This is a genomic window from Streptomyces sp. CB00316 (assembly GCF_001905595.1).
Lineage (GTDB): Bacteria > Actinomycetota > Actinomycetes > Streptomycetales > Streptomycetaceae > Streptomyces.
In genome coordinates, this window is the sequence record NZ_LIXI01000011.1 from 222,084 (window position 1) to 248,804 (window position 26,721).

Sequence of the window (26,721 nt, forward strand, 5' to 3'; positions counted from 1 at the left end):
ACGGAACGTGCGGGGGGCACCCGGCCGCGTGGAACGTACGGCCGGGTCCTGGAGCTGGTGGTGCGCACCGCGGGGCCGACGGCCCGTGCGACGCGTGACCGATGGTCAATGAGGTGACAGTGTTCCGTCAAGAGCGGAAAACGGACATGTCAGCTCTATTAACGAACACCGAACCGTGTTTGAAAGCGCTGAACCGGCCCTGAACAGTGCGGAGTTCAGGGCCGGTTCGGTCGGCGGTGTCAGGGGCGCAGCGCCCGCAGCAGCAGATCCGCGAGGTGGTCGGCGACCTGTTCGCGACTGAGCGGGCCGTCCGGGCGGTACCAGGTGGAGAGGTGGTGGACCGAGCCGAAGTGGTAGTCGACCACCAGGTCGGCGGGGGTGGCGGTGGAGAACACCCCGCTGCGCTGGCCCTCCTCGATCAGCGCCCGGAACCGCTCGTGGTAGCGGCGGCGCTCCACCCGGACCTGCTTGTTCTTCTCCGGGCTCAGGTGGTGCATCGAGCGGAAGAAGATCGCGGCGTCGTCCAGGTTGTCGATGGTCGTGACGACCACGTCGGCGGCCGCGTCGCGCAGCCGCTGCTCGACGGGGGCCTCGGCGCCCGCGAAGGCGTCGAGCCGCTCCTGCTGGAGCCGCAGCACCCGGGCGTACACCTCCTGGAGGAGGTCCTCCTTGGAGCCGAAGTAGTGGTAGAGCGCCCCCTTGGTGACGCCCGCCGCCTCGACGATCTCCTGCACCGAGGTGCGGTCGTACCCGCGCTCGGCGAAGAGCCGGGTGGCGGCGGCCAGCAGCCTCTGGGGGACGGGCGTGCCGTTCTGCTCCGTCGCCTTGGCCATGGGCCGCCACCTGCCTTTCATACCGTGCGTTCGCTGTTTCGACGAGGTTCTAGCGGGAGGAACGCAGTTCCCGCCTGAGGATCTTCCCACTCGCCGTCTTCGGCAGCTCGGCCAGGATCTCCACCTCGCGCGGATACTTGTACGCGGCGAGCCTTTCCTTGCAGTACGTCCCCAGCTCGCCCGGTTCGACGGATGCGCCCGGACGCAGACTGACATAGGCCCGTACGGTCTCGCCCCGGTACGCGTCGGGCACGCCCACCACGGCAGCCTCGCGCACCGCCGGGTGGGTGTACAGGACGTCCTCCACCTCACGGGGCCAGACCTTGAACCCGGAGGCGTTGATCATGTCCTTCTTGCGGTCGACGACGTAGAGCCAGCCCGCCGCGTCCATGAACCCGATGTCACCGGTGCGCAGCTCGCCGTCCGGGAAGGCGGTCTCGGTGGCCTCGGGAAGGTTCCAGTAGCCGGAGACGACCTGGGGGCCGCGCAGCGCGATCTCGCCCTGCTCCCCGAAGGGCACCTCCTGCCCCGCCTCGTCGAGGATCCGTACGACGGTGTCGGGACCGGGCACGCCGACGGAGAGGGTGCCGGAGACCGGGTCCACGGGCGCCTCGTGCTCGGGCGGGACCGAGGCGAAGGGGGCGGTGCACTCGGTGAGACCGTAGCCGTTGCTGATGTACGCGCCGAAGCCGGCGCGGAACTTCTCCACCAGCGCGGGCGGCAGCGGGGCGCCGCCGGAGGAGATCACCTGGAAGGAGGCGAAGTGGTCCGGGGTGACGTCCGGGTGGGCGGCCAGGGCCATGAAGGCGGTGGAGGGGCCGACCGTGTACGCGGGGCGGTGGGCGGCGAAGGCGTCGAGGACGACACCCGCCTCGAAGCGGTAGGCCAGGACCAGGGTGCCCGCGTTGGCGATACAGGCGGCGAGCTGGCAGACCATGCCGGTGATGTGGAAGAGCGGGGCGAGCGCGAAGTAGGCGGAGCCCTCGGCCACGGGGTGCCCGGTGCGCTGCCGCTCGGCGTTGATCATGATGTTGGCGTGTGAGTTCATGGCGCCCTTGGGGGTGCCGCTGGTTCCGGAGGTGTAGCTGATCAGCGCCACGTCGTCGGCGGTGAGTTCCCGGCCGTCCGGAGGCGCGTGGCCGGCCCGGGCGACGGTGAGCAGGTCGTCGGCGAGGTCGTCGGGGCCGGGGGCGGGGAGCCGTTCGAAGCCGAGCACGCGGGGGTCGTCCACGCTCTGGAGGTCCAGCTCGCAGGCGGTCAGCGCGATGGTGAGGTCCGGGGCGGCTTCGGCGGTCTCCCGCAGATACGCCGCCCAGGCCCGGTCCGAGCAGATGAGCGCGGTGACCCCGGCGTCCTTCAGTACGTGCCCGACCTCGCCGGCCTTGTACATCGGATTCAGCGGTACGACGGTGGCCCCCGCCTTCCACGCGCCGAGGAGCGCGAGGACGAAGTGCGGGCTGTTCTGGAGCATGATCGCGACCCGGTCGCCGCGCCGCAGGCCCCGGGCGGCGAGGTGTCCGGCCACCGAGTCGGAGAGCGTGTCGGTCTCGTCGTAGGTCAGGCGCCCGTCGAAGTAGGCGAGGGCCGGGTGGCCCTCGGGGGCCCGGCCGACCGCGTCCCGGAAAGCGTGGAGCACGGTCTCGGCGGGGTGTACTTCGGCGCGCTGGGCGTCGCTGAGGAGGGCGAGCCACGGCTTGGCCGCGTATCGGGAGACACCGGATCCCGTCTCGCTCATGCGCCGCTCACCTCCTCCCACTTCTGCTGGAGGCGGTTCATGTTGCCCATCCAGCGGTCGGGATCGGCGGCGCGCGCCTGGTAGTACCCGGCGACCTCGGGGTGCGGCAGGACCAGGAAGCGGTCGGCCTCCATCGCGTCGAACAGCGCGTCGGCGACGGCGTCCGGCTCGATCGCGCCGGGTGCGAGCACCAGCTCGCCGGCCGAACCGGCGGCGGTGAGCATGTCCGTACGCACGCCCTGCGGGCAGATGGCGTGCACCTTGATGCCGCGGTGGCGGTAGGTGAGCGAGAGCCACTCGGCGAAGGCGACGGCCCCGTGCTTGGTGACGCTGTAGGGGGCCGCGCCGATCATCGTCAGCAGCCCGGCGGCGGACGCGGTGGTGACGAAGCGACCGCTGCCGCGCTCCAGCCACTGCGGCAGCAGGGCCTTGGCCGCCCGCACATGGGCCATCACGTTGACGTCCCAGGCGGCGGCCCAGACCTCCTCGTCGGCGAACGCGTCGCCGGGCGAGGCGAGTCCGGCGTTGGCGCAGTAGACGTCCACCGTGCCGCCCAGCGCGTCCCTGGCCGCCTCCACGACATCCGACGCGTCCCCGGCGACGGCGGTCCCGCCGATCTCCTTCGCGAGCGGCTCGATGCGCGCGAGGTCCAGGTCGTTGACGACCACCCGCGCGCCCTGCTCGGCGAACCCGCGGGCCAGAGCGGCGCCGATGCCGCCTCCGGCCCCTGTGACCACCACGCCGGCGTCTCGCACCGTATCCGCCGTAACCATCGTCGTCCCGCCTTCCGTATGCCTGCTCCGCGGCCCCCCGCATCGGCAGACTAACCGGTCGGTATGTGATCGGGGAAGGGTCGGGAAGCGCCCCGGGCAGGTCGGCGGGGGCGGCGGTCCGGCTCGGGGAACCGGCGCGGCCCGGGTCGTTCCGTGCAGCCTGCGGTCGCGCTAGCGTGCGGGGCCATGACAGTCGGCGCGCTTATGGAGGTAGCGGAATGAGCCTGTCCCGACGTGGTGTGCTGGCCGTGGGAGCGCTCGCGGCGACGGCGGCCGGCACCGGTGGAGCCGCCGCTGCCGCACGTGGCCCCGGGCCGCGACCCGGGCGCGACCGGGTCCGTACCGGCTTCGACCGGCTGGCGGCCGACGGCTACCGGCTGCTGCGGGGCCAGAAGGTCGGCATCGTCACCAACCCGACCGGCATCACCGCCGACGTACGGCACATCGTCGACGTGATGCACCCCGACCCCCGCGTGAACCTGACCGCCGTCTTCGGCCCCGAGCACGGCTTCCGGGGCACCGCGCAGGCGGGCGGATCGGAGGGGCGGTACGACGACCCGGCGACCGGGCTGCCGGTCTACGACACGTACCTCAAGAGCGGGCAGCCGCTCGCGGACGTCTTCACCGCGTCGGGCGTGGACACGGTCGTCTTCGACATCCAGGACGCGGGCGCGCGCTTCTACACGTACATCTGGACGCTGTACGACTGCATGGAGGCGGCCGCGCTCGCGGGCAAGCGCCTGGTGGTGCTGGACCGGCCGAACCCGGTGACCGGGCGGGCGGCGCTGGGGCCGGTGCTGGATCCGGCGTTCGCCACCTTCGTCGGCCGCCGGGAGATCGCCCAGGCGCACGGGATGACGGTGGCGGAGCTGGCGCTGTTCTTCAACGCGGAGTTCCTGCACGAGAACCCCGCGCGGCTGGAGGTGGTGACGATGTCGGGGTGGCGGCGCTCGGACTTCTTCGACGCCACCGGGCTGCCGTGGGTACCGCCGAGCCCGAACATGCCGACGCCGGAAACGGCCCTCGTCTACTCCGGCACCTGCCTCTTCGAGGGCACGAACCTCTCCGAGGGCCGGGGCACCACACGGCCCTTCGAGCTGCTGGGCGCGGAGGGCATCGACCACCGCTGGGCGGCCGCCGCGAACGCGCTGCGGCTGCCGGGGGTCGCCTTCCGTGAGGCGTACTTCGCGCCGACGTTCTCCAAGTTCCAGGGGAAGACGGTGGGCGGGGTGCAGGTGCACGTCCAGGACCGGGAGGTCTTCGACCCGGTCCGTACGGGCGTCGCCCTGCTGGTGACGGCGAAGCGGACGTGGAGCGGGTTCGCCTGGCGCCCGGACCACTGGATCGACAAGCTCACCGGCAACACCAGGGTCCGCACCATGATCGACGCGGGGGCGGACACGGACGAGGTGGTGAACGCGTGGCGGGCGGACCTGACGGCGTTCCGGGCGAAGCGGCGGAGGTATCTGCGGTACGGGGGGTAGTGCGGGCGGGGCCGGGGCGCTCGCACAAACGCGCCCCGGCCTGCCTGTCTCAGCCCGTGAGGTCCAGGTCGCCGAGGTACTCGCCGTCGTCGGTCAGACCCCGCTTGCGGTAGCCGAGCTTGAGGTAGAACTCCTCCGGGCCGCCCTCACCGGGATGCCAGGTCACGGTCGAGACCGTCCCGCCGCGCCGGCGGATCTCCTCGTTCACCGCGCCCACGGCGAACCGCCCGTACCCGCGGCCCTGCTCCCCGGCGGCGACGGCGAGCCGCCAGAGACCGGAGCGCCGCGGGGCGTCCGGCACGTCGGCGTCGTAGTCGAACGTGACGTCGAAGAAGGCCATCACGAAGCCCACGACGCGGTCACCGTCACGGATCAGCCGGGGCCAGGCGACGTCGGGATGCACGTAGGCCTCGGCCAAGGACTGCGCGACCGGCGAGACGAACTTTCGCTGCGCGGGCGCGACTTCCAGCCGACAGGCGTCGAGCACCGTGTCGGGCGTGACCTCTTCCAGGCGGGGAGAGACTGCTGTCATAACGGCACCCAACCGCACCCGCCCGGGCCTCGGCCACCGATTTCCCTGGTCGGTGGGTGGCTGCGAACGGCTGCCGGGTGCCGGAGCCCCGACGGCCCCCCGCACGGCCGCGCGCCGTCGCACCACCCGTCCGCGCGCCGTTCCGCTTCCGTCCGTGGTCCCCGCCCGACATGGGGAGTCTCAGCCAATGGACGGTTTCCATCTTTCGATGGAGCCGAAACGGGCAGGCGTACGTCCACTCCTTGACGCCGACGGACGAACGACGGAGGTGGCAGACGTGGCCGGTTTCCGGAGTCTGGCGAGACAGGTCCGTGATCCGCTGGGCGATCTGGCGCTGCGGCGGTACTCGCTGCGCAAGTGCCTGGAGAGGTTCGCCCCGTACGGTCACCGGGCGACCTGGGACCATCTGTGCGCCCGGCACGGGATCGATCCCGAGGACCGGGCACCCGATCCGGCGCGCCTGCTGGACGCCCTGGAGGAGCTGGAGGAGGCGCGGGCCATCTGGCTCGCCTACGAGGCGGGGTTCGCCGAGCGGCGGCGGCGCGAGAAGCACGAGGGCCTGCGGCGGCCCGGCGCCTTCGACGACTGGCACCGCCGGACGTGGGGTGGCCACGGGGTGGCGCGCTGCGCGGATCCGGGGGTCCACCCGAGCGAGCCGCTCGCCGAGGTGCTGCGCCGGCTGATCGCGGCGCTCGGCTCCGGGCCCGGCTCCGCATGCCCGGTCTGTGCGGACACCGGGATCGAGTGGCGCCAGGAGAGGGAGCGCGGGCACGAGCCGTGGTCGGGTCCGGTGTGCACGGCGTGCGGGATCGCGGTGCCGCAGCCGGTGCTGACGGACCGCACGCTGGCCAGGGCCCGGCTGGTGCGGCACCGGAGGCTCGCCGCGGCGGCAGCGGTGTAGGACACGTCCCCGGGCTGCCGGGAGGACGTCACCGGGACCTGAGTATCAGCATCAATGTCAGTGGCGGATGTCACCATCGGGGACATGATCCAGGTCTGCCTGAACGGCCGGCGCGGTGCGGATGCCTCGGCGGCCGTGCCCCCGTCCCCCGAAGCGCTGGCCCGGTCGGCGGCCGAGGCCGTCGCCGCCGGTGCCACCGACATCCATGTGCATCCGCGGACCCCCTGTGGGCGGGACACGCTCTCGCCCCGGGCGGTGGCCGCGACGCTGACGGCGATACGGGCGGCGGTGCGCGTCTCGGTCGGGGTGACGACGGGCGCCTGGGCCGAGCCGGATCCGCGACGCCGGGTGGAGCGCGTACGGGCGTGGTCGGTGCTGCCCGACCACGCCTCGGTCAACTGGCACGAGCCGGGCGCCGAGGAGCTGGCCGCCGCACTGCTGGAGCGGGGCGTGGGCGTGGAGGCCGGGCTCTGGTCGGGCACGGAGGGGCACCGCCTCTTCCGCCGGTCCTCCCTGGCACCCCGGGTCCTGCGGGTGCTGGCCGAGGTCACCGACACCGACCCGGCGACGGCGACCGGCTCGGCCCGGCTGCTCCTGGCCGAGGTGGGCACCGCGCACGGCCGCCCGGTGCTGCTGCACGGGGAGGACGGCGGCGCGTGGCCGGTGGCGGCGCTGGCCTTCCGGCTCGGCCTGGGGGCACGGATCGGCGCGGAGGACGTGACGGTGCTGCCGGACGGCCGCCCCGCGCGCTCGAACGCGGAACTGGTCGCCGCGGCGGTGCGGTTACAGCAGGCGGCATCCGGGAACGGCCGCGTGGCCCACTAGGGTCCTTCGTTTGGATCAGGCCGGATCAGCGAGCGGGGTCCGGGCGTGCAGCTGCAAGGCGGAGGATCGAGGCATGGCGGAGCCATGGTGATTGACGACAACGCGGCAGATGTGCGTGCCGGGGCCCGCGAGCCCGGCCTGATCCAAACGAGAGGCCCTAGGCCCCGTGCTCCTGCTCCTCCGTCAGGTCCGGCCTGCGCTCGGGCATCAGGCGCGAGCCGGTGATCCGTTCACCGGAGATGTCGTCGGGGTTGGACAGCACGCAGTTCTCCAGCGACAGACAGCCACAGCCGATGCAGTCGGTCAGATGGTCGCGCAGCCGGTGCAACTGCGTGATCCGCTGGTTTAGTTCCTGGCGCCAGGCCTCGGAGAGGCGGGCCCAGTCCTCCCGGTTCGGTGTGCGCTCCTCGGGCAGGGAGGCGAGGGCGTCCCGGATCGTGGCCAGCGGGATGCCGACGCGCTGGGCCGCCCGGACGAAGGCGACGCGGCGCAGTGCGTCGCGCGAGTAGCGGCGCTGGTTGCCGCTGGTGCGGCGGCTGCTGATCAGGCCCTTGGACTCGTAGAAGTGCAGAGCGGAGACCGCGGCGCCGCTGCGCGCCGAGAGCTGGCCGACCGAGAGCTCGTGGAGTGTCTGTGGGATCTGTGGCACTCCTCAGACCCTACTGCTCCCCCGGCGGACGCCACCCCGGATCGTTGACAGGAAGCCACCGCGCAAGGATGCTGAGCAAGCGCTTAGACATCGCGCCGGACGGCGCGGCGAGCCGGAAGGCAGGGACCCGGAACATGGCAGAGCCGAAGATCTTCACGTCCGCACAGGAGCTGCGCGACGGAGTGGGCGAGCAGCTCGGACACAGCGACTGGCTGGAGGTCGACCAGAAGCGGATCGACCTGTTCGCCGACGCTACCGGCGACCACCAGTGGATCCATGTGGATCCGGAGCGCGCGGCGGCCGGGCCGTTCGGCACGACCATCGCGCACGGCTATCTGACGCTCTCGCTGCTGCCCGCGCTGGTGCCGCAGGTGATGCGGGTGGAGGGCATGAAGATGGGCATCAACTACGGGACCGACAAGGTCCGTTTCCCCTCCACCGTCCCGGTCGGCTCACGGCTGCGGGCCACCGCGGTGCTCACGAGCGTCGAGGAGGCCGGGGGCGGCGTGCAGATCACCGCGCTCGTCACGGTCGAACGCGAGGGCAGCGAGAAGCCGGCCTGTGTGGCCGAGTCGGTGTCGCGCTACTACTTCTGAGCAGCGCCGCGGACGTTCCGGGAGGCGCTCACACGCTCACCGCCTCCCGGACCGCCCGCGCCCGCGCCCCCTCCCCCTCCCCCGACGACGTGACCCGGCCCGCCTCCATCACGTAGTACGCCCCACCGTCCGCCCGGGCCAAGACAACCCTCAGAGTTGAGGCGGGGCTCCGACCATCCGCAGGACGAGGCCGGCGTAGAGCGCGCCGACCTCGTCGGGCGTGCGGCTGCCCTGGGCGTTGAACCAGCGGGCCACATCGATGCAGAGGGACAGCACGGCGAGGGTGGTGCCGGGGATGTCGGGGACGTCGAACTCCCCCGCCTCCACCCCCTCGCTGATGATCCGGCGCACCACCGCGTCGCTCCTGCGGCGCAGTTCGACGATCTCGGTGCGGTGCCCGGGGCCGAGGGCGTCGAGCTCGTACTGGACGACGCGCGCGGTGGTGTGGCGCTCGGCGTGCCAGCGGACGAAGGACCGTACGGCTCCGGCGAGCCGGTCGGCCGCCGTGCCGTCCCGGTCGGCCTCGGCCTGGAGGACGTGGAGCGCCCGGTCGTGGCCGATCTTGCTGATCCGGTGGAGCAGCTCTTCCTTCGTCTTGTAGTGGATGTAGAGCGCGGCCGGGCTCATCCCGGCCCGGCCGGCGATGTCGCGGGTGGTGGTCGCGTGGTACCCGCGCTCGGCGAAGGCGTCGACCGCGGCGACGAGGAGCCGTCTGGCCGCCTCGGGCGTGACCTCGCCCCAGGGAGCGTCGTCGCCGCTCGTCTCCTCCGCCGTACTCATCTCCCAGAGCCCCTCTCCGTCAACAGGACGAACACCATACCCCGAACCTGAGCAAGCGCTTAGGGGCGTCTCATGGGGCGGTGCGGATTCAGAGCTTCTGGAAGGGGTCGTGCTCGGCGAGGATCTTCTCCAGGCGGGCCTGGTCGACCCGGCTGACGATCTGCCCGGCCTCCTGCCGGTCCCTGATCACCTTGGCCAGGGTGAAGCAGGAGGTCACGAGGTAGAGCACCCCGATGGCGAGGAAGCCGCGCACCCAGGCGTCGGCGTCGAGGAAGAAGATACCGAGGGCCACCGCGCCCATCGCCACCAGGAAGGAGGCGACGGCCTGACCGTAGAAGGCGGCGGTGCTCTGCTGCTTGACCGATGTCGTGTCACTCATGGGCTCAGCATCCGCCGACGTGGCGTGCGCCACATCCGTGCGCGTACTCAGCCGGGTACTCAGACAGGCGTGCGAGCCGGGGTGGCGGCGGTTGCGGTCAGAACGCGGAGACTCCCGTCAGCGCGCGGCCGATGATGAGCTTCTGGATCTGGCTGGTGCCCTCGTAGAGCGTCATCACGCGGGCGTCGCGGAGCAGCTTGCCGACCGGGTACTCGTCGATGTAGCCGTAGCCGCCGAAGACCTGGATGGCGTTGTTGGCGCAGCGGACGGCGGCCTCGGAGGCGTACAGCTTGGCCTGGGAGGCGGCGGTGGCGAACTCCTGGCCCCGGTCGACGAGGTCGGCGACCCGCCAGGTGAGCATCCGGGCCGCCTCGACGTCCACGGAGATGTCGCTGAGCAGCTCCTGGACGAGCTGGTGGCCGGCGATGCCCTTTCCGAACTGCTCGCGCTCACCGGCGTACCGAACGGAGGCGTCCAGGGCGGCCTGGGCGATGCCCACGCAGCCCGCCGCGACCGACATCCTGCCCTTGGCGAGGGCCGACATGGCGACGGTGAAGCCCTTGCCCTCGGAGCCGAGGAGGGCGGTGGCCGGTACGCGGACGTCCTGAAGGACCAGTTCGGCGGTGGCCTGGCCACGCAGGCCGAGCTTGCCGTGGATGGTGCGGCGGGCGAGGCCGGGGGTGTCGGTGGGGACGAGGAAAGCGGAGACGCCGCGGTGGCCGGGTGCGTCGTTCGTACGGGCGAAGAGCAGAACGACGTCGGCCCAGGTGCCGTTGGTGATGAACATCTTGGTGCCGTTGATGACGTAGTCACCGCCGTCGCGTACGGCCCTGGTGGCGAGGTTCCCGGCGTCCGAGCCGGTGCCGGGCTCGGTGAGGCCGAAGCAGCCGATCGCCTCGCCGGAGGTGAGCCGGGGCAGCCACTGCCGCTTCTGCTCCTCGCCACCCCAGGACGCGATGGCCTTGGCGACCAGGCCGAGCGAGACGGAGACGATGCCGCGCACGGAGGAGTCGCCGCGGCCGAGCTCCTCGGTGACCAGGCAGTACGTGAGGTGGTCGCCGCCGGAGCCGCCGTACTCCTCGGGGACGGTGAGGCCGAGGAAGCCGAGCGCGCCGAGCTTCTTCACGATCGACCTGTCGACGTTCTCGGCCCGGTCCCAGGCGACGGCGTGCGGCGTGACCTCACGGGCCACGAACTCCTCGGCCAGCCGCCGGACGGCTTCCTGCTCCTGGCTGAGCTCCAGGTTCATCGCGCGCCACCCCACCTTCTCGTCCACCACTTCTCGTGGACCACTTAATTAGCACTGCTAGTTTCTTGTTCGCAGCGCCTACTATGAGCCGCATGGCCCGACCGCGCAAGCCCCTCCTCAGCAGAGACCGCATCATCGAGGCGGCGAGCGCGCTCGTGGACGCCGAAGGGCTCGACGCCGTCTCCACGCGCCGGCTGGCGGCCGTGCTGGGGGTCAGCGGGCCATCGCTCTACAACCACTTCCGCAACAAGGACGAGATCCTCGACGCGGTCGCCGACGCCGTCTCCGTACAGGTCGACCTGTCGATGTTCGAGGCGTCGGACCCCCGCGACTGGAGGGAGGCCCTGCACGACTGGGCGCTCTCCTACCGGGCCGCCCTCGCCGCGCACCCGCACATCGTCCCGGTCCTCGCCCGGGGCCCGGGGCGCCGCCCGGCGGGGCTGCGGGTCGCCGACGCGGTGTTCGGGGCGATGGTGGGGGCGGGGTGGCCGCCGGCGCAGGCGACCCGGATCGGGGCGCTGATGCGGTACTTCATCACCGGGTCAGCGCTGGGCTCCTTCGCCGGGGGCTTCGTCGACGACGAGAGTGCGTACGACCCGGCCGACTACCCGCACCTGGGCCAGGCGCACCTGCTGGCCGACCACCGCCGCCAGGTCGACGAGGGGGCGTTCGAGACGGGGCTGCGGGCGCTGCTGGACGGGCTGGCGCTCCAGTACGAGGAGTACGCGCGGCCCACGGAAACGGTTCGGCGGGCGCCCAACCGTCCTTGACGCGCCCTGGGCCCATGGACCGTTCACCACGACCCGCCGGCCGCCGGCCGCCCGACGTGGGCCCGCCCGCATGACGCCACCGCGACGCGCCTCGCCGCGCCGGCCGCCCTGCTCGCGGACGGGACCCGGGCCTCCTTCTGCCTCGCCCTGCTCGACGGCCGGGCCTGGACCGCCGGGGAGCCGGCCCGGTGAGAGGGTCGCGCACCTGCTGGAGGAGCTGGCCTCGCACGTGCTGCCCGGCGCGGGCGAGCCGGGAGGGGCGGCCCGTCGATTGACGGTCCCCGGCAATTCGGTGGGGGACGAAGCGTTTCGGCTTTACGGTCGTGGCCATGACGACGACCTCGGCCGCCCCGGCCGAATCCGCCCCCGCCCGATCCTGGCGCGCCACCGCCGCCGCCTGCACCACCGTGGTCCTGTGGGCCTCCGCCTTCGTCTCCATCCGCAGTGCGGGCGAGGCCTACTCCCCCGGCGCCCTGGCCCTCGGGCGGCTGCTGTCGGGCGTGCTGGTGCTCGGGGCGATCCTCCTCGTGCGCCGCGAGGGGCTCCCCGGACGCGGGGCCTGGCGCGGGATCATCACGTCCGGGGTGCTGTGGTTCGGGCTCTACATGGTGGCGCTCAACTGGGGCGAGCAGGAGGTCGACGCCGGGACGGCCGCGATGCTGGTGAACATCGGGCCGATCCTGATGGCGCTGATGGGCGCCCGGATGCTCGGCGAGGGGCTGCCCCGCCGCCTGCTGCTGGGCATGGGCATCTCGTTCTCCGGCGCTGTCGTCGTCGGCCTCGCGATGTCCGGGCACGGCAGCTCGTCCGTGCTGGGCGTGGCGCTCTGCCTGCTGGCCGCCGTGGTGTACGCGCTGGGCGTGGTGAGCCAGAAGCCGGCGCTCGCGTACGGTTCCTCGCTCCAGATCAACACCTTCGGCTGCCTGATCGGCGCTGTCGCCTGCCTGCCGTTCACCGGGGTGCTGATCTCCGAGGCGGCCGACGCGCCGATGTCCGCCACGCTGAACATGATCTACCTGGGCGTCTTCCCGACCGCGCTGGCCTTCACCACCTGGGGCTACGCGCTGGCCCGGACCACCGCGGGCCGGATGGGCGCCACCACGTACGCGGTGCCGGCGATCGTGGTGCTCATGGCGTGGGTGCTGCTGGACGAGGTGCCGACCCTGCTCGGTGTTCTCGGCGGGCTGCTCTGCCTGGCCGGGGTGGCGGTCTCCCGGAGCCGTCAGCAGACTGGGCCCACACGCGGAAATCCGGCCCGGCCGGTGGAGGGAAACCGTCATGACGCGGAGTACCGGGGAGCACGGCGACCGTAGCGGCCGTAGCAGCAGTGACGACCGTTACGGGACGAAGAAGAAGGCCGCCCGCGAGGAGGCCGCGCGGGCGGCCCGCTACGGCGGGCCGTACCTCGACGGCTTCCGCGTGGCCGACAGCGGTGACGACGACCCGGTCCTGGTCGAGCCGGACGGCCACGCCCGGGACGCGTGGCGGGAGGACTACCCGTACGCGTACAAGCTCCGGCGCCGCGACTACGAGAACGCCAAGCGCGCCCTCCAGATCGAGCTGCTGAAGCTCCAGCACTGGGTGAAGGAGCGCGACGAGCGGCTGGTGATCCTCTTCGAGGGGCGGGACGCGGCGGGCAAGGGCGGCACGATCAAGCGGTTCACCGAGCATCTCAATCCGCGTGGTGCCCGAATAGTGGCGCTGGAGAAGCCGACCGAGCGTGAGCGCACCCAGTGGTACTTCCAGCGGTACGTGGCGCATCTGCCGAGCGCGGGGGAGATCGTCCTGTTCGACCGCTCCTGGTACAACCGGGCCGGGGTGGAGCGGGTGATGGGGTTCTGCACGACCCGTGAGTACCTGGAGTTCATGCACCAGGCGCCCGGGTTCGAGCGGATGCTCGCCCGGGACGGCATCCACCTGGTGAAGTTCTGGTTCTCCGTCTCCCGCAACGAGCAGCGCAACCGGTTCATGATCCGGCAGATCGACCCCGTACGGCGGTGGAAGCTGAGCCCCGTCGACCTGGCCTCGCTGGACAAGTGGGACGAGTACACCGAGGCCAAGGAGCTGATGCTCTTCCACACCGACACGGCCGACGCGCCGTGGACGGTGGTGAAGAGCAACGACAAGAAGCGGGCCCGGCTGGAGGCGATGCGGCATGTCCTGGACCGCTTCGACTACCCGGGCAAGGACCCGGAGGTGGTCGGGGTGCCGGACCCGCTGATCGTGGGCCCGGCCTCCCGGCTGTTCGAGGAGGGCGAGATGGACGCCCGGCTGCTGGGGCCGGTGACGTCGACGTCCCGGACGACGGACTTCTGAGCGCTTAGAAGACCACCAGTGCCCGGCCGCCCTTGCCCGCGATCATGTTGTCGAAGGCGGCGGGGATGCCGTCCAGGGCGATGCGTTCGGTGACCATCATCGACAGGTCGAAGCGGCCCGCGCGGATGTGGTCGGCCAGCGCCGGCAGATCGCGGGCCGGGTCGCTGTTGCCGTAGACGCAGCCCGTCAGGGACCGGCCCCAGTGGAAGATCTCCAGGGCGTTGAAGGTGACCTCCTGGTCCTTGCCGCCGATCCCGACGACCGTCGTACGTCCGCCGCGCCGGGTGGACTCCCAGGCGGCCCTGATGGTCGCGGGCCGGCCGACGCACTCCACGGCGACGTCCGTGCCCTGGCCGCCGGTGAGTTTCCGGATCTCGCGCGGGGTGGTGGCGGAGGCGATGACGTAGTCGGTGGCTCCCGCCTGCCGGGCCAGCTCCTCCTTGGCCGGGGAGACGTCGACCGCGATGATCCGGGAGGCGCCCGCGATCCGGGCCGCCTGGAGCACGGCGAGGCCGACGCCGCCGATCCCGAAGACGACCACGCTCTCGCCCTCGCGGACCTTGGCGCTGTGGTGGATCGCCCCGTAGCCGGTGAGGACCGCGCAGCCGAGGAGGGCGGCGTCGGTGAGCGGGATGCCGTCGGGGGCGGGGAGGACGCAGTTCGCGGCGACGACGGTCTCCTCCGCGAAGGCCGCCACGTTGAGGCCGGGGTGGAGGTCGGTGCCGTCGGCCGTACGGGCGTGGAGGTTGGCGGTCCCCTTCAGGGCGTCGGCGCAGAGCCAGACCTCGCCGATCCCGCAGTGGAAGCAGGCGCCGCAGGAGGGCGCCCAGTTGAGGACCACGCCGTCGCCGGGGACGACATGCGTGACGCCCTCGCCGACCGCCAGGACCGTACCGGCGCCCTCGTGGCCGAGGACTGCGGGCACCGGCACCCGCATGGTGCCGTTGGTCAGGGACAGGTCGGAGTGGCAGACCCCCGCCGCGGCGAGCGCGATGCGCACCCGGCCGGGGCCGGGCTCGGGCAGGACGATGTCGGTGATCTCCAGCGGAGCTCCGACGGCGGGCAGTACGGCGGCGCGGACCACGAGCAGACTCCTTGTACGGGGAGGGATGCGGGCGTTCAGAACTGGAGCGACTTGGTCTGGAGGTACTCCGCCAGACCGTGCGGACCCAGCTCGCGGCCGACGCCGGACTGCTTGTAACCGCCGAAGGGGGCCAGGGGGTTGAACCGGCCGCCGTTGATGTCGACCTGTCCGGTGTCCATCCGGCGGGCGAAGGCCACCGCTTCCTCGTCGTCGGCCGCCCACACGGCTCCCGCGAGCCCGTACACGGTGTCGTTGGCGATACGGAGGGCGTCGTCCACGTCCTCGTAGCGGAGGATCGAGACCACCGGGCCGAAGATCTCCTCCTGGGCGATGGTCATGTCCGGGGTGACGTCGGCGAAGACGGTGGGGCTGACGTAGTAGCCGGTCTCCAGGGGCGCGTCGGGGCCGCCCGCGACCAGCCGCGCGCCCTCTTCCATGCCCTTGCGGATGTAACCGCTCACCCGGGCCTGCTGCTTGGCGTTGACGAGCGGGCCGACCCGCTCGCCGGGGGCGTACTTGAGGACGGCGTGGGCCGCGAGCTCCACGGCCTCCTCGTACCGCTCGGAGTCGACCAGCATCCGGGTCCAGGCGCTGCACGTCTGGCCGGAGTTGGTCATCACGTTGGCGATGCCGACGTTCACCGCCTTGGCGAGGTCGGCGCCGGGCAGGATCACGTTGGCGGACTTGCCGCCGAGTTCGAGGGCGACGCGCTTGATCGCGGCTCCGGCGGTGGCGCCGATCTGCCTGCCGACGGCGGTCGATCCGGTGAACGAGACCAGGTCGACGCCCTCGTGTTCGGCGAGCGCCTGGCCGGCGACCGGGCCGAGGCCGGTGACGAGGTTGAAGACCCCGGCGGGCAGCCCGGCGGCCTCGGTGGCCTCGGCGAAGAGCTGGGCGGTGAGCGGGGTGTCCTCAGCCGGCTTGAGGACGACCGTGCAGCCGGCGGCGAGCGCGGGGGCGACCTTGGCGACGATCTGGTGGAGCGGGTAGTTCCAGGGGGTGATCGCGCCGACGACCCCGACCGGCTCCAGCAGGACGGTGGAGTTGCCGATCCTCTCCTCGAAGGCGTACGAGGCGGCCAGTTCGGCATACGAGGCGGCGACCAGGACCGGGACGCCCGCGTGGACCATCTGCGAGAGCGGCAGCGGCGAGCCCAGCTCGGCGGTGATCGTCTCGGCCAGCTCGTCCTTGCGGGCGGCCAGCGCGTCACTCAGGGCGGAGAGCCGGGCGGCGCGTTCGGCGGGCGGGGTGGCGGCCCAGCCGGGGAACGCGGCGCGGGCGGCCTTCACCGCCGCGTCGACGTCCTCGGCCGTGCCCGCCGGCACGTGGCCGATGAGCTGCTCGTCGGCCGGGTTCACGACCGCGATCGTGTCCTGGCCGATGGCGGGCCGCCACGCGCCGCCGATGTACATCTGGTCGTGGGCCTTCATGGCTGTTTCCTCCCGGACGGGCTGTGCCGGCGCTCTGGCGGGTACGAGGTGCCCTCGCACCCGCCCCCAAACTAGCGCCGTTAGTTTTCCGGCGCCAGGGAGCTTCCGGAGACGCCGGTCACGCCGGGAGACGCGCCCGGTCCGAGGGGGAAGCCTCAGCCGTCCAGCCCTGGCACGTCCTGCGGCAGCGGGCAGATGCGGCGGCCGTAGTGGTCGAAGACGTACAGGTGGGCCAGGTCCACCAGCAGCGGCACCTGGCCGCCGGTCCGCAGCCGCATGTCGGGGCCGGTGCGCACCACCAGGTCACCGGCGATCACCGAGGGCCGGTCCGGGCTGCGGACCGCGGTGGGCTCCGGGGCGGGTTCGTCGAGGGCGACGACCGGGCCGCTGATCCGCGCCCCGGCCCGCCCCTTCAGCCGGTCCAGGACACCGAGGCCTCCGAAGCCGCCGAGGCCGCCCTGGCTGCCGCCGGAACGGCCCGCCGCGGCTCTGCGGCGGCGGGGCGTGGCGCGGGGCTGGGCCGATTCGAGGTCCGGAACGATGGCGGCCTGCGAACCCGTGTTGAGGTGGACCAGCGCCTCGTGCCCCTGGTACTCGACGTGCTCCACGATCCCGCTGAGCGCCACCTCGCCAGGGCGGGCATGGCTGGGCGGGGCGATCCGGACCGCCTCCGAACGCAGCCCGACGATGATCCGGCGGCCCTGCTGGATGCGGAGCAACTGGTGGTCGGGGCTGAGGGGTTCGGGCAGGGCGAGGCGCTGCCGGCCGAGGTCGATCGACATCCGCCCCTCCAGCGGGGCGTGGACGACGGCCTGGAGAAGGTTGATCCGCGGGGTGCCGATGAACGCGGCCACGAAGACGTTCTCCGGCAGCGCGTAGACCTCCCTGGGCGGGCTGACCTGTTGCAGGACGCCGCCGCGCATCACGGCCACCCGGTCCCCGAGGGACATCGCCTCGGCCTGATCATGCGTCACGTAGATGGTGGTGACGCCCAGTTCCCTGGTGAGCAGGGCGATCTCGGCGCGCAGATGACTGCGGAGCTTGGCGTCCAGGTTGGAGAGCGGCTCGTCCATCAGGAAGACGGAGGGCCTGCGGGAGACGGCCCGGCCCATCGCCACCCGCTGGCGCTCGCCGCCGGAGAGCTGAGCCGGGTAGCGGTCGAGTACGTGCTCGACGCCGAGCATCCGGGCCGTGGCCTCGATCCGTGCGCTGTTGTCCTCGCGCGGGCTCTCCAGCTTCAGCGGGAAGCCGATGTTGGCGCGGTTCGTCATGCTCGGGTACAGCGCGAAGTTCTGGAACACCATCGCCATACCGCGTGTCCGCGGCGGCATGTGGTTGGCGAACTCGCCGTCGAGCAGCAGCTCGCCCTCGCTGATCTCCTCCAGCCCCGCGATCATGCGCAGCACGGTCGACTTGCCGCAGCCGGAGGGGCCGAGCAGGACGACGAACTCGCCGGGGTCGATGGAGAGCGTCAACCGGTCGACGGCACGCCGGTCCCGGCCGTAGCTCTTGCTGACGTGGTGCAGGGAGATGGCGCGCGTCATGAGGTGTCCCCGGGATGAAGGTGTACGAGGTGTACGTCGCGGTGGGGAGCGGCTGTGGAGGGAAGTTAGCCCACCGGGCGGGGTGTGGGAATGACTCGCGCGAAGGTTGGGACGTGTGGGGCGTACGGGGTTGGGTGGGGCTGTGTCGCGGACGCGGTTCCGGTTGGCCAGGGACGCGTGGTCAACCTGTTCCCTTTTTCCCGGTCGCGTACGGGCATGGGCTCCGCCGGTGCGGAGGAGGCCCGGGCCGCTCGTCCGCCGCGCAGGCCCAGCCCCGCCGCCGCCAGCAGCAGGCCGCCGAGCAGGGCGAACGGGGCCGCAGCATCGGGGTCATCACCAGGCGGCAGGCGATGGTGGCGGCGGCCCGCGGGCTGAGCAGCAGTGCCGGGGGCGATCCCCCGGTGCTCGCCGACCGGCGGGTAGGCGGTGAGGATGTCGGTGGCATCGGGGCCATCGGCGCCGGTGACATCAGATCGTGCCGAAGAGGATGCCTGCCCCGAGCACCACCAGCGAGGTGAGCACCGCCCACTTGACGGTGAAGCGGGTGTGGTCGCCGAACTCCACCTTCGCCATGCCGACGAGCACGTACACGGCGGGGACCAGCGGCGAGGACATGTGCAGCGCCTGGCCGGCCAGGGAGGCGCGGGCGATCTCCAGCGGGGAGACGCCGTGGGCCGCTCCGGCCTCGGCGAGCACGGGGACGACGCCGAAGTAGAAGCCGTCGTTCGACATGAAGTAGGTGAGCGGCAGGCTGAGCAGCCCGGTGACGATGGCCATGTGCGGACCCATCGCGTCGGGGACGGCCCCGACCACCCAGTCGGCCATGCTCTCGACCATACCGGTGCCGGTGAGGACGCCGGTGAAGACGGCGGCGGCGAAGACCATGCCGGAGACGTTGAGGACGTTGTCGGCGTGGGCTGCGATCCGGGCCCGCTGGTCGGGCATGTGGGGGAAGTTGACGGTCAGCGCGAGGGCGGCGCCGAGGAGGAAGAGCACCGGGATCGGCATCAGTTCCATGATCATGGCGGTCAGCAGGGCGATGGTCAGACCGGCGTTGAACCAGTAGAGCTTGGGCCGCAGGGTGGAGCGGTTCGGGTCGAGGCCCTTGAACTCCTCCTCGTCCTCCTCGTCATCGTCCTGCGTGAGGCCCGCCGAAGCCGAGCCGCCGGACGCCTTGCGCGGACGGTCCTCCCCGGCGCCGCCCGCCCCCGCCGGCACGGCCTCCTGCTCCGGCTCCCCTACCAGCGCCTCGTCCAGCGTGAGCATGCCCAGACGCTTGCGCTCGCGCAGGCCCAGCACGTACGAGAGCAGGAAGACGGCCAGCAGGCCGACGGCCAGCGCCGGGATCATCGGGATGAAGATCTCGGCGGCGTCCAGCTTGAGCGCGGTCGCGGCGCGGGCGGTGGGGCCACCCCAGGGAAGGGTGTTCATGACGCCGTTCGCCGTGGCCGCCACACCGGTCATCACGACGAGGCTCATCTTGAGGCGTTTGTAGAGCGGATACATCGCCGAGACCGTGATCATGAAGGTGGTGGAGCCGTCGCCGTCCAGCGAGACGATCGCGGCGAGCACCGCCGTACCGACCACGATCCGCATCGGGTCCGCCTGGCAGAACCGCAGGATGCCCCGGACGATCGGGTCGAAGAGGCCGACGTCGATCATCACGCCGAAGTAGACGATGGCGAACATCAGCATGGCGGCGGTCGGCGCCAGGTTGCCGACGCCGTCGATGACGTAGTCGCCGAGCTTCGCTCCCTGTCCGACGGCGACACAGAACAGCGCGGGGATCAGTACCAGCGCCGCGATCGGCGACATCTTCTTCGTCATGATCAGGACCAGGAAGGTCGCGATCATGGCGAAGCCGAGGATTGTCAGCATGGGGGATACCTAACGTTCGTCCTTGAACTCCCACCGGTCTCGGCGGTCGGTCCGGACGACGTTAGGGGCCTCCCCGAAGAGTCAACAAGACGTCTACGCGTGAGCAATACGAGCAAAACTCCAGGTCAACGCGGTGGCGTTACGGGGACGGGGTCACCGTCACCGGAATGGCGTTCAGTACGGCGGTGCCGGACAGCGGGTCCAGGAGGGTGCCGTCGAGCAGCTGGTTCACGTTTGCCCCGGGGTGGGCGGCGGCGACCGCCATACGGGTCCCGGGGCGGCTGTGGCCCCAGCCGTGCGGAAGGCTCACCACTCCGCTGCGTACGGTGTCCGTGATCTCGGCGGGGGCCTCGATCCCGCCACCCGCCGACTCGATCCGTACGGTGGCGCCGTCCACGAGCCCCAGCCGTGCCGCGTCGTCGGGGTGGACCTGGAGGGTGCAGACATTGGAACCGCCGCTGAGCGAACCGACGTTGTGCATCCAGCTGTTGTTGGAGCGCAGATGGCGGCGGCCGACGAGGACGAGCGGGGCGGGCCTTACGCCCAGCGCCCGGTGCAGGCGGGGCAGGTCGGCGGCGATCGGGGCGGGGAGCAGTTCGATGCGGCCGGAGCGGGTGCGCAGGATCTCCGGGACGCGGGGCTTCAGCGGGCCGAGGTCGATGCCGTGCGGGTGGGCGAGGAGCTGCTCCAGCGTCAGACCGTACGGGCCGAGCCGCAGCATGAGGTCGAGGCGGCGTTCGGGGCCGCTTCCGCCGGTGAGCTCGTCGGCCAGCTCCTTCGGGGCGCCCGCCTTGGTGATCGCGGTGGCGATGGCGAGGTCGTCGACGGCGGAGGGCGGGGCGCCGTGCATCCCGCTCACCGCGAGGATCAGTCGGGCGTGGATCTCGCTCTCGTCCATCCGGCCTTCCTCCAGCGGTACGGGGGCCGGGGTGTAGCGGACCTGGTTGTGCACGGCGAAGGAGTTGAACGCGAAGTCGAAGTGGGCGCTCTGCGAGGGCGGCGGCGGGGGCAGCACGACGTCGGCGTGGCGGGAGGTCTCGTTCAGGTACGGGTCGACGCTGACCATGAAGTCGAGGTGACCGGCGAGCGCCGCGTCCAGCCGGTCGCCGTCGGGCGCGGAGAGGACGGGGTTGGCGGCGAGGACGACCAGGGCGCGGATGCGGCCCTCGCCCGGGGTCTCGATCTCCTCGGCCAGGGCGGCGGTGGGGAGTTCGCCCTTGGCCTCGGGGTGGCCGGAGACCCGGCTCGCCCAGCGGCCGAGCGCGAAGCCCTTGCCGGGAACGGGGCCCTTGCCGGGGGCGGCGGGGCGGGGTGCGCGGGCCGTCGCGGAGAGGGGGAACAGCGCACCGCCGGGGCGGTCGAGGTTGCCGGTGAGGATGTTGAGGACGTCCACCAGCCAGCTGGCGAGCGTGCCGTGCTCGACGGTGCAGCTGCCGATCCGCCCGTAGACGGCGGCGGTGGGTGCGGCGGCCAGTTCGCGGGCGAGGGCGGTGATGGTGGCCGCCTCCACATCGCAGGCGGCGGCGACCGCGGCCGGGGTGAAGTCGGAGAGGGCGGTGGCGAGTTCGTCCGCCCCCTCCAGATGTTCGGCGAGCGGGCCGGGGTCGGCGAGCTTCTCCTGGAGGAGGACGTGGGCCATGGCGGCGAGCAGCAACGCGTCGGCTCCCGGCCGGATCGCGACGTGCCGGTCGGCGAGGCGGGCGGTCCGGGTGCGGCGCGGGTCGATGACGGTGAGGGTGCCGCCGCGCCTCCGCAGCGCCCTGAGGCGGCCGGGGAAGTCGGGGGCGGTGCAGAGGCTGCCGTTGGACTCCAGCGGGTTGGCGCCGATCAGGAGGAGGTGGTCGGTGCGGTCGAGGTCCGGTACGGCAATGGCGTGCGCGTCTCCGAAGAGCAGCCCGCTGGAGACGTGCTTGGGCATCTGGTCCAGGGTGCTCGCGGTGAAGACGTTGCGGGTGCGCAGGGCCGCGAGGAGCAGGGGCGGGTACAGGGAGCCCGCCATGGTGTGGACGTTGGGGTTGCCGAGGACGACGCCGACGGCCTGCGGGCCGTGGGCCTCGACGAGGGCGGGTACGCGGGCGGCGATCCGGTCGAACGCCTCGTCCCAGGTCGCCTCCCGCAGCTCCCCGTCCTCCCCGCGCACGAGCGGGACGCGCAGCCGGTCGGGGTCGGCGTCCAGGCCTCCGAAGGACGCCCCCTTGGGGCAGATGAAGCCCCGGCTGAAGATGTCGTCGCGGTCGCCGCGCGCACCGGTGACGGTGGTCCCCTCGATGGTGAGGGTGAGGCCGCAGGTGGCTTCGCAGAGGGGGCAGATACGCGGTGCGGTACGGGATGCGTGGGACATGGGCCCTCCCCGGGGCGACGGCGGTGGCGGCGCTGACGGCGCGCGCTTGCGGCCGGGCGAGGGACGAGCGACCCGGCAGGGTGAGCATACCGACCGGTACGCATGGCGGGGAGGTGCTGGAGGCGGGCACTTGGCACCCCGCCCCCGAGGCCCCCGGCGCCCTCAGTCCAGGATCTGCGCGAGGTACGCCCGTACCAGCGTCCGGGTCTCGGCGACGATCGCCGGGTCGCCCGACGGGTCCGTACGGAAGGCGAGTTGGAGCAGCGCGTCCGCCGCCTCGACGCTCACCAGGATGGCCCGCAGCAGCTCCGGGCCGGGGTGGCGGCCGAGGTGTCCGGCGAGGAGGTCGGCGAGCCGGCCCGCGAGGCGGCGGTTGGCGTCGTCCGACGCCTCCTCGGCGGGCGACGGGGGCCCGAAGTCGACCAGGGCGAAGCCGGGCACGGTCCGCTTCATCGCCAGGTACTCGTCCAGCACCGCGTCGATCGCCCCGCGCCAGTCCTCGGCGGGGAGGGAGCCGAGCCGGGCGGTGATGCGCTCGGCGTAGAGGTCCAGGTTGCGCAGCGCCAGGGCGTCGACCAGGGCCCGTTTGTTGGAGAAGAAACGGTAGACGGAGCCGATGGGCACCTCGGCGCGCAACGCGACGTCGCGGGTGGAGAGCTGCTCGTAGCCGGTCTCGTCGAGCAGTCCGGCGCAGGCGTCGAGTATCCGGGCGAGCCGGTCGGCGCTGCGCTGCTGCACGGGGGCGCGGCGGAGGTTCGGGTTCGGGTGGGGCACGGACCCATGATGCCGTGCACCTCCCGGGCGCTCTCCGCAAGCCCCTCGGAAGCCACCCCACGCCCCGGACCGGTGACCGGACCCCCCGAATGGCGTGATCGAAGCCGTTGACGCGCCCGCCTTCTATTCCTACGGTGTCCCATAGGATTCGTTGTCCGGCGGATCCGAGGGCTTCGTGGGCACCGGGAGTGCGGGATGAGCGGCATCGAGCAGGCGAGGAAGACGGCGGAGGGACTGACGTACTCCTCCGGTTTCGGCAACGAACACAGCTCGGAGGCGGTGCCGGGGGCACTGCCGCACGGCCGTAACTCCCCCCAGCGCGCCCCCCTCGGGCTCTACGCGGAGCAGCTGAGCGGCTCCGCCTTCACCGAGCCCCGCGCCGACAACCGCCGCTCCTGGCTCTACCGGATCCGCCCCTCCGCCGTACACCCGGCCTTCACCCGGACCGACAACGGTGATCTGCGCACCGCGCCCTTCACCGAGAGCGTGCCGGACCCGAACCGGCTCCGCTGGAACCCGCTCCCCGACCCCGCGCCCGGCACGGACTTCGTCAGCGGCCTGTGGACCTTGGGCGGCAACGGTGACGCCACCCAGCGCACGGGCATGGCGGTGCACCTCTACCACGCCAACTCCTCCATGACCGACCGGGTGTTCAGCGACTCGGACGGTGAACTGCTGATCGTCCCGGAGCGCGGCGGGCTGCTGCTCCGCACCGAACTGGGCCTGCTGCGGGCCGAACCGGGCCATGTCGCACTGATCCCGCGCGGCGTCCGCTTCCGGGTGGAGCTGCTGGAGGAGACCGCACGCGGGTACGTCTGCGAGAACTACGGCCGCCCGTTCGTGCTCCCGGACCTCGGGCCGATCGGCGCCAACGGGCTGGCCCACGCCCGGGACTTCCTGGCCCCCGTCGCCGCGTACGAGGACGACGACCGGCCGGTGGAGGTGGTCAACAAGTTCTGCGGGAACCTCTGGTCGGCGGCGTACGACCACTCCCCGCTCGATGTCGTCGCCTGGTACGGCACCCACGCCCCGTACGTCTACGATCTGCGCCGGTTCAACGTCATCGGCTCGATCAGCTACGACCACCCCGACCCCTCGATCTTCACGGTGCTGACCTCACCGTCGGAGACCCCCGGCCTGGCCGGTGTCGACTTCGTCGTCTTCGCCCCGCGCTGGCTGGTCGGTGAGGACACCTTCCGGCCGCCGTACTTCCACCGGAACGTGATGAGCGAGTACATGGGGCTGATCGAGGGCACGTACGACGCGAAGGCGGACGGCTTCGTCCCCGGGGGCGGCTCGCTGCACAACATGATGTCCGCCCACGGGCCGGACCGCGAGACCTTCGACCGGGCGAGCGCGACGGAGCTGAGGCCGCAGAAGATCGAGGACGGCCTGGCCTTCATGTTCGAGACCCGGTGGCCGGTCATCGCGACCCCGCAGGCGGCCGGGGCCGGCCATCTGCAGCGCGGTTACGACGACGTGTGGCAGGGTCTGAGCCGCAACTTCCGGCCGTAGACGGGCCAGGCGGCCGGAGGGGCCCGGAGGGGCCCGGAGGGACGGGACGGGGACGACGACGTGACAGAGAGCCATGAGACGACCACCGAGGCTGGGACGGCCGAAGCGGGGGCGTGCGCAGACGCGGCGGCACGGAGGCGATCCGGCGTGAACGCGGTGGGCCGGGCGCACCCGCCCGCCTTCGCCCCCGACTCACTCGTCCTCAACCGGAAGCTGCCGCTCTGGTACCAGGTCTCCCAGTCCCTGCGGGCCTCCATACTCGGCCGCCCGCAGGACGCCTCCCCCCGGCTGCCGACCGAGGAGCAGCTCGCCGCGCACTACGGGGTCAGCGTGCTCACGATGCGCCAGGCGCTGAAGGAGCTGGAGACGGAGGGGCTGATCAGCCGGCACCGGCGGCGCGGCACGTTCATCGAACCGCGCGCCCGGCGGGTCTCCCCGGTCCGGCTGCTGGGCTCGGTCGACGCGATCGTCGCCCAGCAGTCCGGTGAGGCGACGACGATTCTCGGTCACGGGGCGGTGCCGGTGCCGGGTGACCTCGCGGAGTTCTTCCCGGAGTGCGGCGAGGTCGTCAGCTACCGGCGGCTGCGCCGTGACGGCGAGAGCGACGAGCCCACCAACTGGGCGGAGAACGCGGTACGCCCCGATGTCGCCGCCCGCATCGACGTGGCCGACCTCGAACGCTGGCCGATGACCAAGGTGCTGCGCGACGTCGTCGGCGTTCGCATCTCCCGGATCACCGACACGGTGGAGGCCCGGCTCGCCGACCCGGTCACCGCCGAGCTCCTCCAGGTCCCGCTGCTCAGCCCGATCCTGCACTACACGGGCGTGACGTACGACGTGGAGGGACGCGTCGTGGATGTGGCCCGGATCCGCTACCGGGGCGACCGGTTCTCGTTCTCCGTGACGGTGGAGGCCCACTAGGGGGCGCCCGGCCCCGCCGTTACGATGCGAACGGGTCGCGGCGGACAGGGCCGGCCGGCAGGGGCAGGGTCAGCGGACTGGGAGGGCGGCTCGGTGGCAGCGCGCAGGACGGCGGCGACGGCGGCGGCCGGATCGGGCGAGGACACGCGGTCCGTGGAGCTGGACGAGCTGATGCCGTGGTCGGTACGGCCGCTGAGAACCGGCCGCTCCTGGGTGAGCGGCCCCGACCCCGCCGCCCTGCGGGCCCGTTGGGAGCGCCTGGCCGCCGCCGAGGGCGCGGAGCAGGAGCGGCTGTTCTGCCCGAGCCGCTCCCGTACGCCGCACACCCCGGTCGCCGCCCTGCCCGGCCGGTCCACCGGCACCGGTCGCTTCGCCCGTGAACCGGGCGCCTGCCCCGACCCCGTACGGATCGCGCACGGCCCGTTCGACGAGCAGTGGCTGCTCCCCGACCACCGGCTGATCGACGCGGCCCGGCCGGAGCTGTGGCGGGTCGGCGACGAGCGGCAGCTCTTCGCGGTCGAGCACGGCTACGTGCCCCGGACCGCCGGGCCCGCCCTGTCGGTGACCCACCTGCTCCCCGCCGGGCACGCCCCCGCCGGGCGGCCGGGCCGGATCCGGCCGCTGTACCGGCGGCCCGACGCCACCGACCCCAACCTGGCACCGGGTCTGCTGGACGTGGTGCGTACGCGGCTGGGGCCGAAGGAGGCCGGCCCCGAGTCCGTACTGGCCTGGATCCTGGCCGCCGCCCTGCCCTCCCCCTCCGGCTGCCGGGTCCCGCTGCCCGCTGACGCCGAGGTGTGGGCGGCCGGGGTGTCGCTCGGCCGGGAGCTGGTGCGGCTGCAACTGCGGGGGGCCCGGGGCGGGGAGCGGCCCCGGCTGCCGGGCGGGCGCAGGCCCTACGTGCGGGCGGCGCTCCCGCCCAGGCCCGCCGGGATCGTGTACGACACGGAGGCCGAGGCCCTGGTCATCGGCGATGGCCGGATCTCGCCGGTGCCTGCGGGGGCCTGGGAGTTCACGGTGGGCGGTGTACGGGTGCTGGAGCTCTGGTTCGAACGCCGGGCGGCGGCAGCGGTGGGCGCGTTTCCCGAGGGCGCGGGGGCGGACGGGCTGGACGCGGTCGGGGCGCGCGGGTGGACCCCGGAGTGGACCTCGGAGCTGCTGGAGCTCATCACCGTACTGGCCCTCCTGAACGGGCTGCGGCCCCGGCAGGAGGCGTTGCGGGCCCGGCTGGAGCGGGCGTCCCTGATCTCCCGGGACGAGCTGCGGGCGGCCGGGGTGCTGCCGGTTCCGCCCTCCGTACGGCGGCCCGCCTCGGTCCTCGGCCACCAGGAGGAGGGGCCGGAGGGGCAGTTCGCGCTGCTATGAGCCTGCTGTTGAGGGGCGGGAGTGGCAGATGTCCGGTCAACAAGGTA

Annotated in this window: 24 protein-coding genes and 1 pseudogene; 11 read left to right on the plus strand and 14 right to left on the minus strand. The window is 72.5% G+C overall.

Going from position 1 to position 26,721, the window contains the following annotated elements; all coding sequences use genetic code 11:
- Window positions 1–239: 239 nt before the first annotated feature.
- From AMK21_RS27975 to AMK21_RS27985, 3 genes are read right to left on the minus strand one after another with little or no spacing between them, the layout of a single operon-like run.
- A complete protein-coding gene (locus tag AMK21_RS27975; protein WP_073881958.1) occupies window positions 240–833 on the minus strand; it encodes a TetR/AcrR family transcriptional regulator in 594 nt (197 codons plus the stop codon).
- Between the two features lie 49 nt (window positions 834–882).
- Window positions 883–2,568: an AMP-binding protein gene (locus AMK21_RS27980; RefSeq protein ID WP_073881959.1), complete on the minus strand. Its 1,686-nt coding sequence runs from the start codon at window positions 2,566–2,568 to the stop codon at window positions 883–885.
- Complete coding sequence (locus AMK21_RS27985) at window positions 2,565–3,341, minus strand: SDR family oxidoreductase (protein ID WP_073881960.1); 777 nt, start codon at window positions 3,339–3,341, stop codon at window positions 2,565–2,567. The genes AMK21_RS27980 and AMK21_RS27985 overlap by 4 nt, the downstream gene beginning before the upstream one ends.
- A 218-nt stretch (window positions 3,342–3,559) precedes the next feature.
- On the opposite strand from AMK21_RS27985, the gene AMK21_RS27990 reads away from it, so the two are divergent.
- Window positions 3,560–4,825 (plus strand): exo-beta-N-acetylmuramidase NamZ domain-containing protein, encoded by a 1,266-nt coding sequence (locus AMK21_RS27990; RefSeq protein ID WP_073881961.1) that lies wholly within the window; start codon window positions 3,560–3,562, stop codon window positions 4,823–4,825.
- Window positions 4,826–4,874: 49 nt separating this feature from the next.
- Here AMK21_RS27990 and AMK21_RS27995 read toward each other — a convergent pair whose 3' ends face one another.
- Entirely contained in the window at window positions 4,875–5,357 is a 483-nt protein-coding gene (locus AMK21_RS27995; RefSeq protein WP_073881962.1) for a GNAT family N-acetyltransferase, read from the minus strand.
- Window positions 5,358–5,634: 277 nt separating this feature from the next.
- On the opposite strand from AMK21_RS27995, the gene AMK21_RS28000 reads away from it, so the two are divergent.
- Both AMK21_RS28000 and AMK21_RS28005 read left to right on the plus strand, forming a co-directional pair.
- The gene (locus AMK21_RS28000; RefSeq protein ID WP_073881963.1) at window positions 5,635–6,258 is read left to right on the plus strand and encodes a hypothetical protein; all 624 of its coding nucleotides are present in this window, start codon (window positions 5,635–5,637) and stop codon (window positions 6,256–6,258) included.
- Window positions 6,259–6,342: 84 nt separating this feature from the next.
- The gene (locus AMK21_RS28005; RefSeq protein WP_073882111.1) at window positions 6,343–7,083 is read left to right on the plus strand and encodes a 3-keto-5-aminohexanoate cleavage protein; all 741 of its coding nucleotides are present in this window, start codon (window positions 6,343–6,345) and stop codon (window positions 7,081–7,083) included.
- A gap of 157 nt (window positions 7,084–7,240) precedes the next feature.
- Here the strand turns inward: AMK21_RS28005 and soxR are convergent, their stop codons facing one another.
- Window positions 7,241–7,732 carry a redox-sensitive transcriptional activator SoxR gene (soxR, locus tag AMK21_RS28010; protein ID WP_073881964.1) on the minus strand — a complete coding sequence of 164 codons (492 nt, stop codon included), beginning with the start codon at window positions 7,730–7,732 and terminating at the stop codon, window positions 7,241–7,243.
- 134 nt (window positions 7,733–7,866) lie between these two features.
- Between soxR and AMK21_RS28015 the strand changes: the two genes are divergently transcribed.
- Window positions 7,867–8,328 (plus strand): MaoC family dehydratase, encoded by a 462-nt coding sequence (locus tag AMK21_RS28015; protein ID WP_073882112.1) that lies wholly within the window; start codon window positions 7,867–7,869, stop codon window positions 8,326–8,328.
- 150 nt (window positions 8,329–8,478) lie between these two features.
- Here the strand turns inward: AMK21_RS28015 and AMK21_RS28020 are convergent, their stop codons facing one another.
- The 3 genes from AMK21_RS28020 to AMK21_RS28030 form a co-directional block, all read right to left on the minus strand.
- Window positions 8,479–9,108: a TetR/AcrR family transcriptional regulator gene (locus tag AMK21_RS28020; protein ID WP_073881965.1), complete on the minus strand. Its 630-nt coding sequence runs from the start codon at window positions 9,106–9,108 to the stop codon at window positions 8,479–8,481.
- Between the two features lie 88 nt (window positions 9,109–9,196).
- Window positions 9,197–9,487: a YiaA/YiaB family inner membrane protein gene (locus AMK21_RS28025; RefSeq protein WP_015607581.1), complete on the minus strand. Its 291-nt coding sequence runs from the start codon at window positions 9,485–9,487 to the stop codon at window positions 9,197–9,199.
- 97 nt (window positions 9,488–9,584) lie between these two features.
- Complete coding sequence (locus AMK21_RS28030; protein WP_073882113.1) at window positions 9,585–10,736, minus strand: acyl-CoA dehydrogenase family protein; 1,152 nt, start codon at window positions 10,734–10,736, stop codon at window positions 9,585–9,587.
- A 92-nt stretch (window positions 10,737–10,828) separates the two neighbouring features.
- On the opposite strand from AMK21_RS28030, the gene AMK21_RS28035 reads away from it, so the two are divergent.
- From AMK21_RS28035 to ppk2, 4 genes and pseudogenes are all read left to right on the plus strand, one after another.
- Window positions 10,829–11,506, plus strand: a complete 678-nt coding sequence (locus AMK21_RS28035; protein ID WP_073881966.1) for a TetR/AcrR family transcriptional regulator — start codon at window positions 10,829–10,831, stop codon at window positions 11,504–11,506.
- Between the two features lie 6 nt (window positions 11,507–11,512).
- A pseudogene (locus AMK21_RS36960) lies at window positions 11,513–11,695 on the plus strand (hypothetical protein); the annotation flags it as partial.
- A gap of 140 nt (window positions 11,696–11,835) precedes the next feature.
- Window positions 11,836–12,819 carry a DMT family transporter gene (locus AMK21_RS28040; protein WP_073881967.1) on the plus strand — a complete coding sequence of 328 codons (984 nt, stop codon included), beginning with the start codon at window positions 11,836–11,838 and terminating at the stop codon, window positions 12,817–12,819.
- On the plus strand, window positions 12,785–13,822 hold the full coding sequence (gene ppk2 / locus AMK21_RS28045) for a polyphosphate kinase 2 (protein WP_234422064.1): 1,038 nt from the start codon (window positions 12,785–12,787) through the stop codon (window positions 13,820–13,822). Before AMK21_RS28040 ends, ppk2 begins: the two co-directional genes overlap by 35 nt.
- 4 nt (window positions 13,823–13,826) lie before the next feature.
- Here ppk2 and AMK21_RS28050 read toward each other — a convergent pair whose 3' ends face one another.
- The 6 genes from AMK21_RS28050 to AMK21_RS28075 form a co-directional block, all read right to left on the minus strand.
- A complete protein-coding gene (locus AMK21_RS28050) occupies window positions 13,827–14,906 on the minus strand; it encodes a Zn-dependent alcohol dehydrogenase (RefSeq protein WP_073881968.1) in 1,080 nt (359 codons plus the stop codon).
- Window positions 14,907–14,941: 35 nt separating this feature from the next.
- A complete protein-coding gene (locus AMK21_RS28055; RefSeq protein WP_073881969.1) occupies window positions 14,942–16,336 on the minus strand; it encodes an aldehyde dehydrogenase family protein in 1,395 nt (464 codons plus the stop codon).
- A 155-nt stretch (window positions 16,337–16,491) separates the two neighbouring features.
- A complete protein-coding gene (locus tag AMK21_RS28060) occupies window positions 16,492–17,880 on the minus strand; it encodes an ABC transporter ATP-binding protein (protein ID WP_073881970.1) in 1,389 nt (462 codons plus the stop codon).
- A 468-nt stretch (window positions 17,881–18,348) separates the two neighbouring features.
- Window positions 18,349–19,758, minus strand: coding sequence for a CitMHS family transporter (locus tag AMK21_RS28065; protein WP_073881971.1), 1,410 nt, complete (start codon window positions 19,756–19,758; stop codon window positions 18,349–18,351).
- 139 nt (window positions 19,759–19,897) lie between these two features.
- Window positions 19,898–22,099: a molybdopterin-dependent oxidoreductase gene (locus tag AMK21_RS28070; RefSeq protein WP_073881972.1), complete on the minus strand. Its 2,202-nt coding sequence runs from the start codon at window positions 22,097–22,099 to the stop codon at window positions 19,898–19,900.
- 162 nt (window positions 22,100–22,261) lie between these two features.
- Window positions 22,262–22,873, minus strand: coding sequence for a TetR/AcrR family transcriptional regulator (locus AMK21_RS28075; protein WP_199863301.1), 612 nt, complete (start codon window positions 22,871–22,873; stop codon window positions 22,262–22,264).
- 195 nt (window positions 22,874–23,068) lie between these two features.
- Between AMK21_RS28075 and hmgA the strand changes: the two genes are divergently transcribed.
- The 3 genes from hmgA to AMK21_RS28090 all read left to right on the plus strand — a co-directional run bounded on the left by hmgA (window position 23,069) and on the right by AMK21_RS28090 (window position 26,674).
- Window positions 23,069–24,388, plus strand: coding sequence for a homogentisate 1,2-dioxygenase (gene hmgA, locus AMK21_RS28080; protein WP_073881973.1), 1,320 nt, complete (start codon window positions 23,069–23,071; stop codon window positions 24,386–24,388).
- Between the two features lie 60 nt (window positions 24,389–24,448).
- Window positions 24,449–25,309: a GntR family transcriptional regulator gene (locus AMK21_RS28085; RefSeq protein ID WP_383850100.1), complete on the plus strand. Its 861-nt coding sequence runs from the start codon at window positions 24,449–24,451 to the stop codon at window positions 25,307–25,309.
- A 93-nt stretch (window positions 25,310–25,402) separates the two neighbouring features.
- Window positions 25,403–26,674 (plus strand): type ISP restriction/modification enzyme, encoded by a 1,272-nt coding sequence (locus tag AMK21_RS28090; RefSeq protein WP_073881975.1) that lies wholly within the window; start codon window positions 25,403–25,405, stop codon window positions 26,672–26,674.
- Window positions 26,675–26,721 lie beyond the last annotated feature (47 nt).

Excerpts from the sequence above, each read along its gene's own strand:
- AMK21_RS27975 (WP_073881958.1), bottom strand. The coding sequence starts at position 833 with ATGGCCAAGGCGACGGAGCAGAACGGCACGCCCGTCCCCCAGAGGCTG.
- AMK21_RS27980 (WP_073881959.1), bottom strand. The coding sequence starts at position 2,568 with ATGAGCGAGACGGGATCCGGTGTCTCCCGATACGCGGCCAAGCCGTGG.
- AMK21_RS27985 (WP_073881960.1), bottom strand. The coding sequence starts at position 3,341 with ATGGTTACGGCGGATACGGTGCGAGACGCCGGCGTGGTGGTCACAGGG.
- AMK21_RS27990 (WP_073881961.1), top strand. The coding sequence starts at position 3,560 with ATGAGCCTGTCCCGACGTGGTGTGCTGGCCGTGGGAGCGCTCGCGGCG.
- AMK21_RS27995 (WP_073881962.1), bottom strand. The coding sequence starts at position 5,357 with ATGACAGCAGTCTCTCCCCGCCTGGAAGAGGTCACGCCCGACACGGTG.
- AMK21_RS28005 (WP_073882111.1), top strand. The coding sequence starts at position 6,343 with ATGATCCAGGTCTGCCTGAACGGCCGGCGCGGTGCGGATGCCTCGGCG.
- AMK21_RS28015 (WP_073882112.1), top strand. The coding sequence starts at position 7,867 with ATGGCAGAGCCGAAGATCTTCACGTCCGCACAGGAGCTGCGCGACGGA.
- AMK21_RS28020 (WP_073881965.1), bottom strand. The coding sequence starts at position 9,108 with ATGAGTACGGCGGAGGAGACGAGCGGCGACGACGCTCCCTGGGGCGAG.
- AMK21_RS28025 (WP_015607581.1), bottom strand. The coding sequence starts at position 9,487 with ATGAGTGACACGACATCGGTCAAGCAGCAGAGCACCGCCGCCTTCTAC.
- AMK21_RS28030 (WP_073882113.1), bottom strand. The coding sequence starts at position 10,736 with ATGAACCTGGAGCTCAGCCAGGAGCAGGAAGCCGTCCGGCGGCTGGCC.
- AMK21_RS28035 (WP_073881966.1), top strand. The coding sequence starts at position 10,829 with ATGGCCCGACCGCGCAAGCCCCTCCTCAGCAGAGACCGCATCATCGAG.
- AMK21_RS28040 (WP_073881967.1), top strand. The coding sequence starts at position 11,836 with ATGACGACGACCTCGGCCGCCCCGGCCGAATCCGCCCCCGCCCGATCC.
- ppk2 (WP_234422064.1), top strand. The coding sequence starts at position 12,785 with ATGACGCGGAGTACCGGGGAGCACGGCGACCGTAGCGGCCGTAGCAGC.
- AMK21_RS28055 (WP_073881969.1), bottom strand. The coding sequence starts at position 16,336 with ATGAAGGCCCACGACCAGATGTACATCGGCGGCGCGTGGCGGCCCGCC.
- AMK21_RS28060 (WP_073881970.1), bottom strand. The coding sequence starts at position 17,880 with ATGACGCGCGCCATCTCCCTGCACCACGTCAGCAAGAGCTACGGCCGG.
- AMK21_RS28065 (WP_073881971.1), bottom strand. The coding sequence starts at position 19,758 with ATGCTGACAATCCTCGGCTTCGCCATGATCGCGACCTTCCTGGTCCTG.
- AMK21_RS28070 (WP_073881972.1), bottom strand. The coding sequence starts at position 22,099 with ATGTCCCACGCATCCCGTACCGCACCGCGTATCTGCCCCCTCTGCGAA.
- hmgA (WP_073881973.1), top strand. The coding sequence starts at position 23,069 with ATGAGCGGCATCGAGCAGGCGAGGAAGACGGCGGAGGGACTGACGTAC.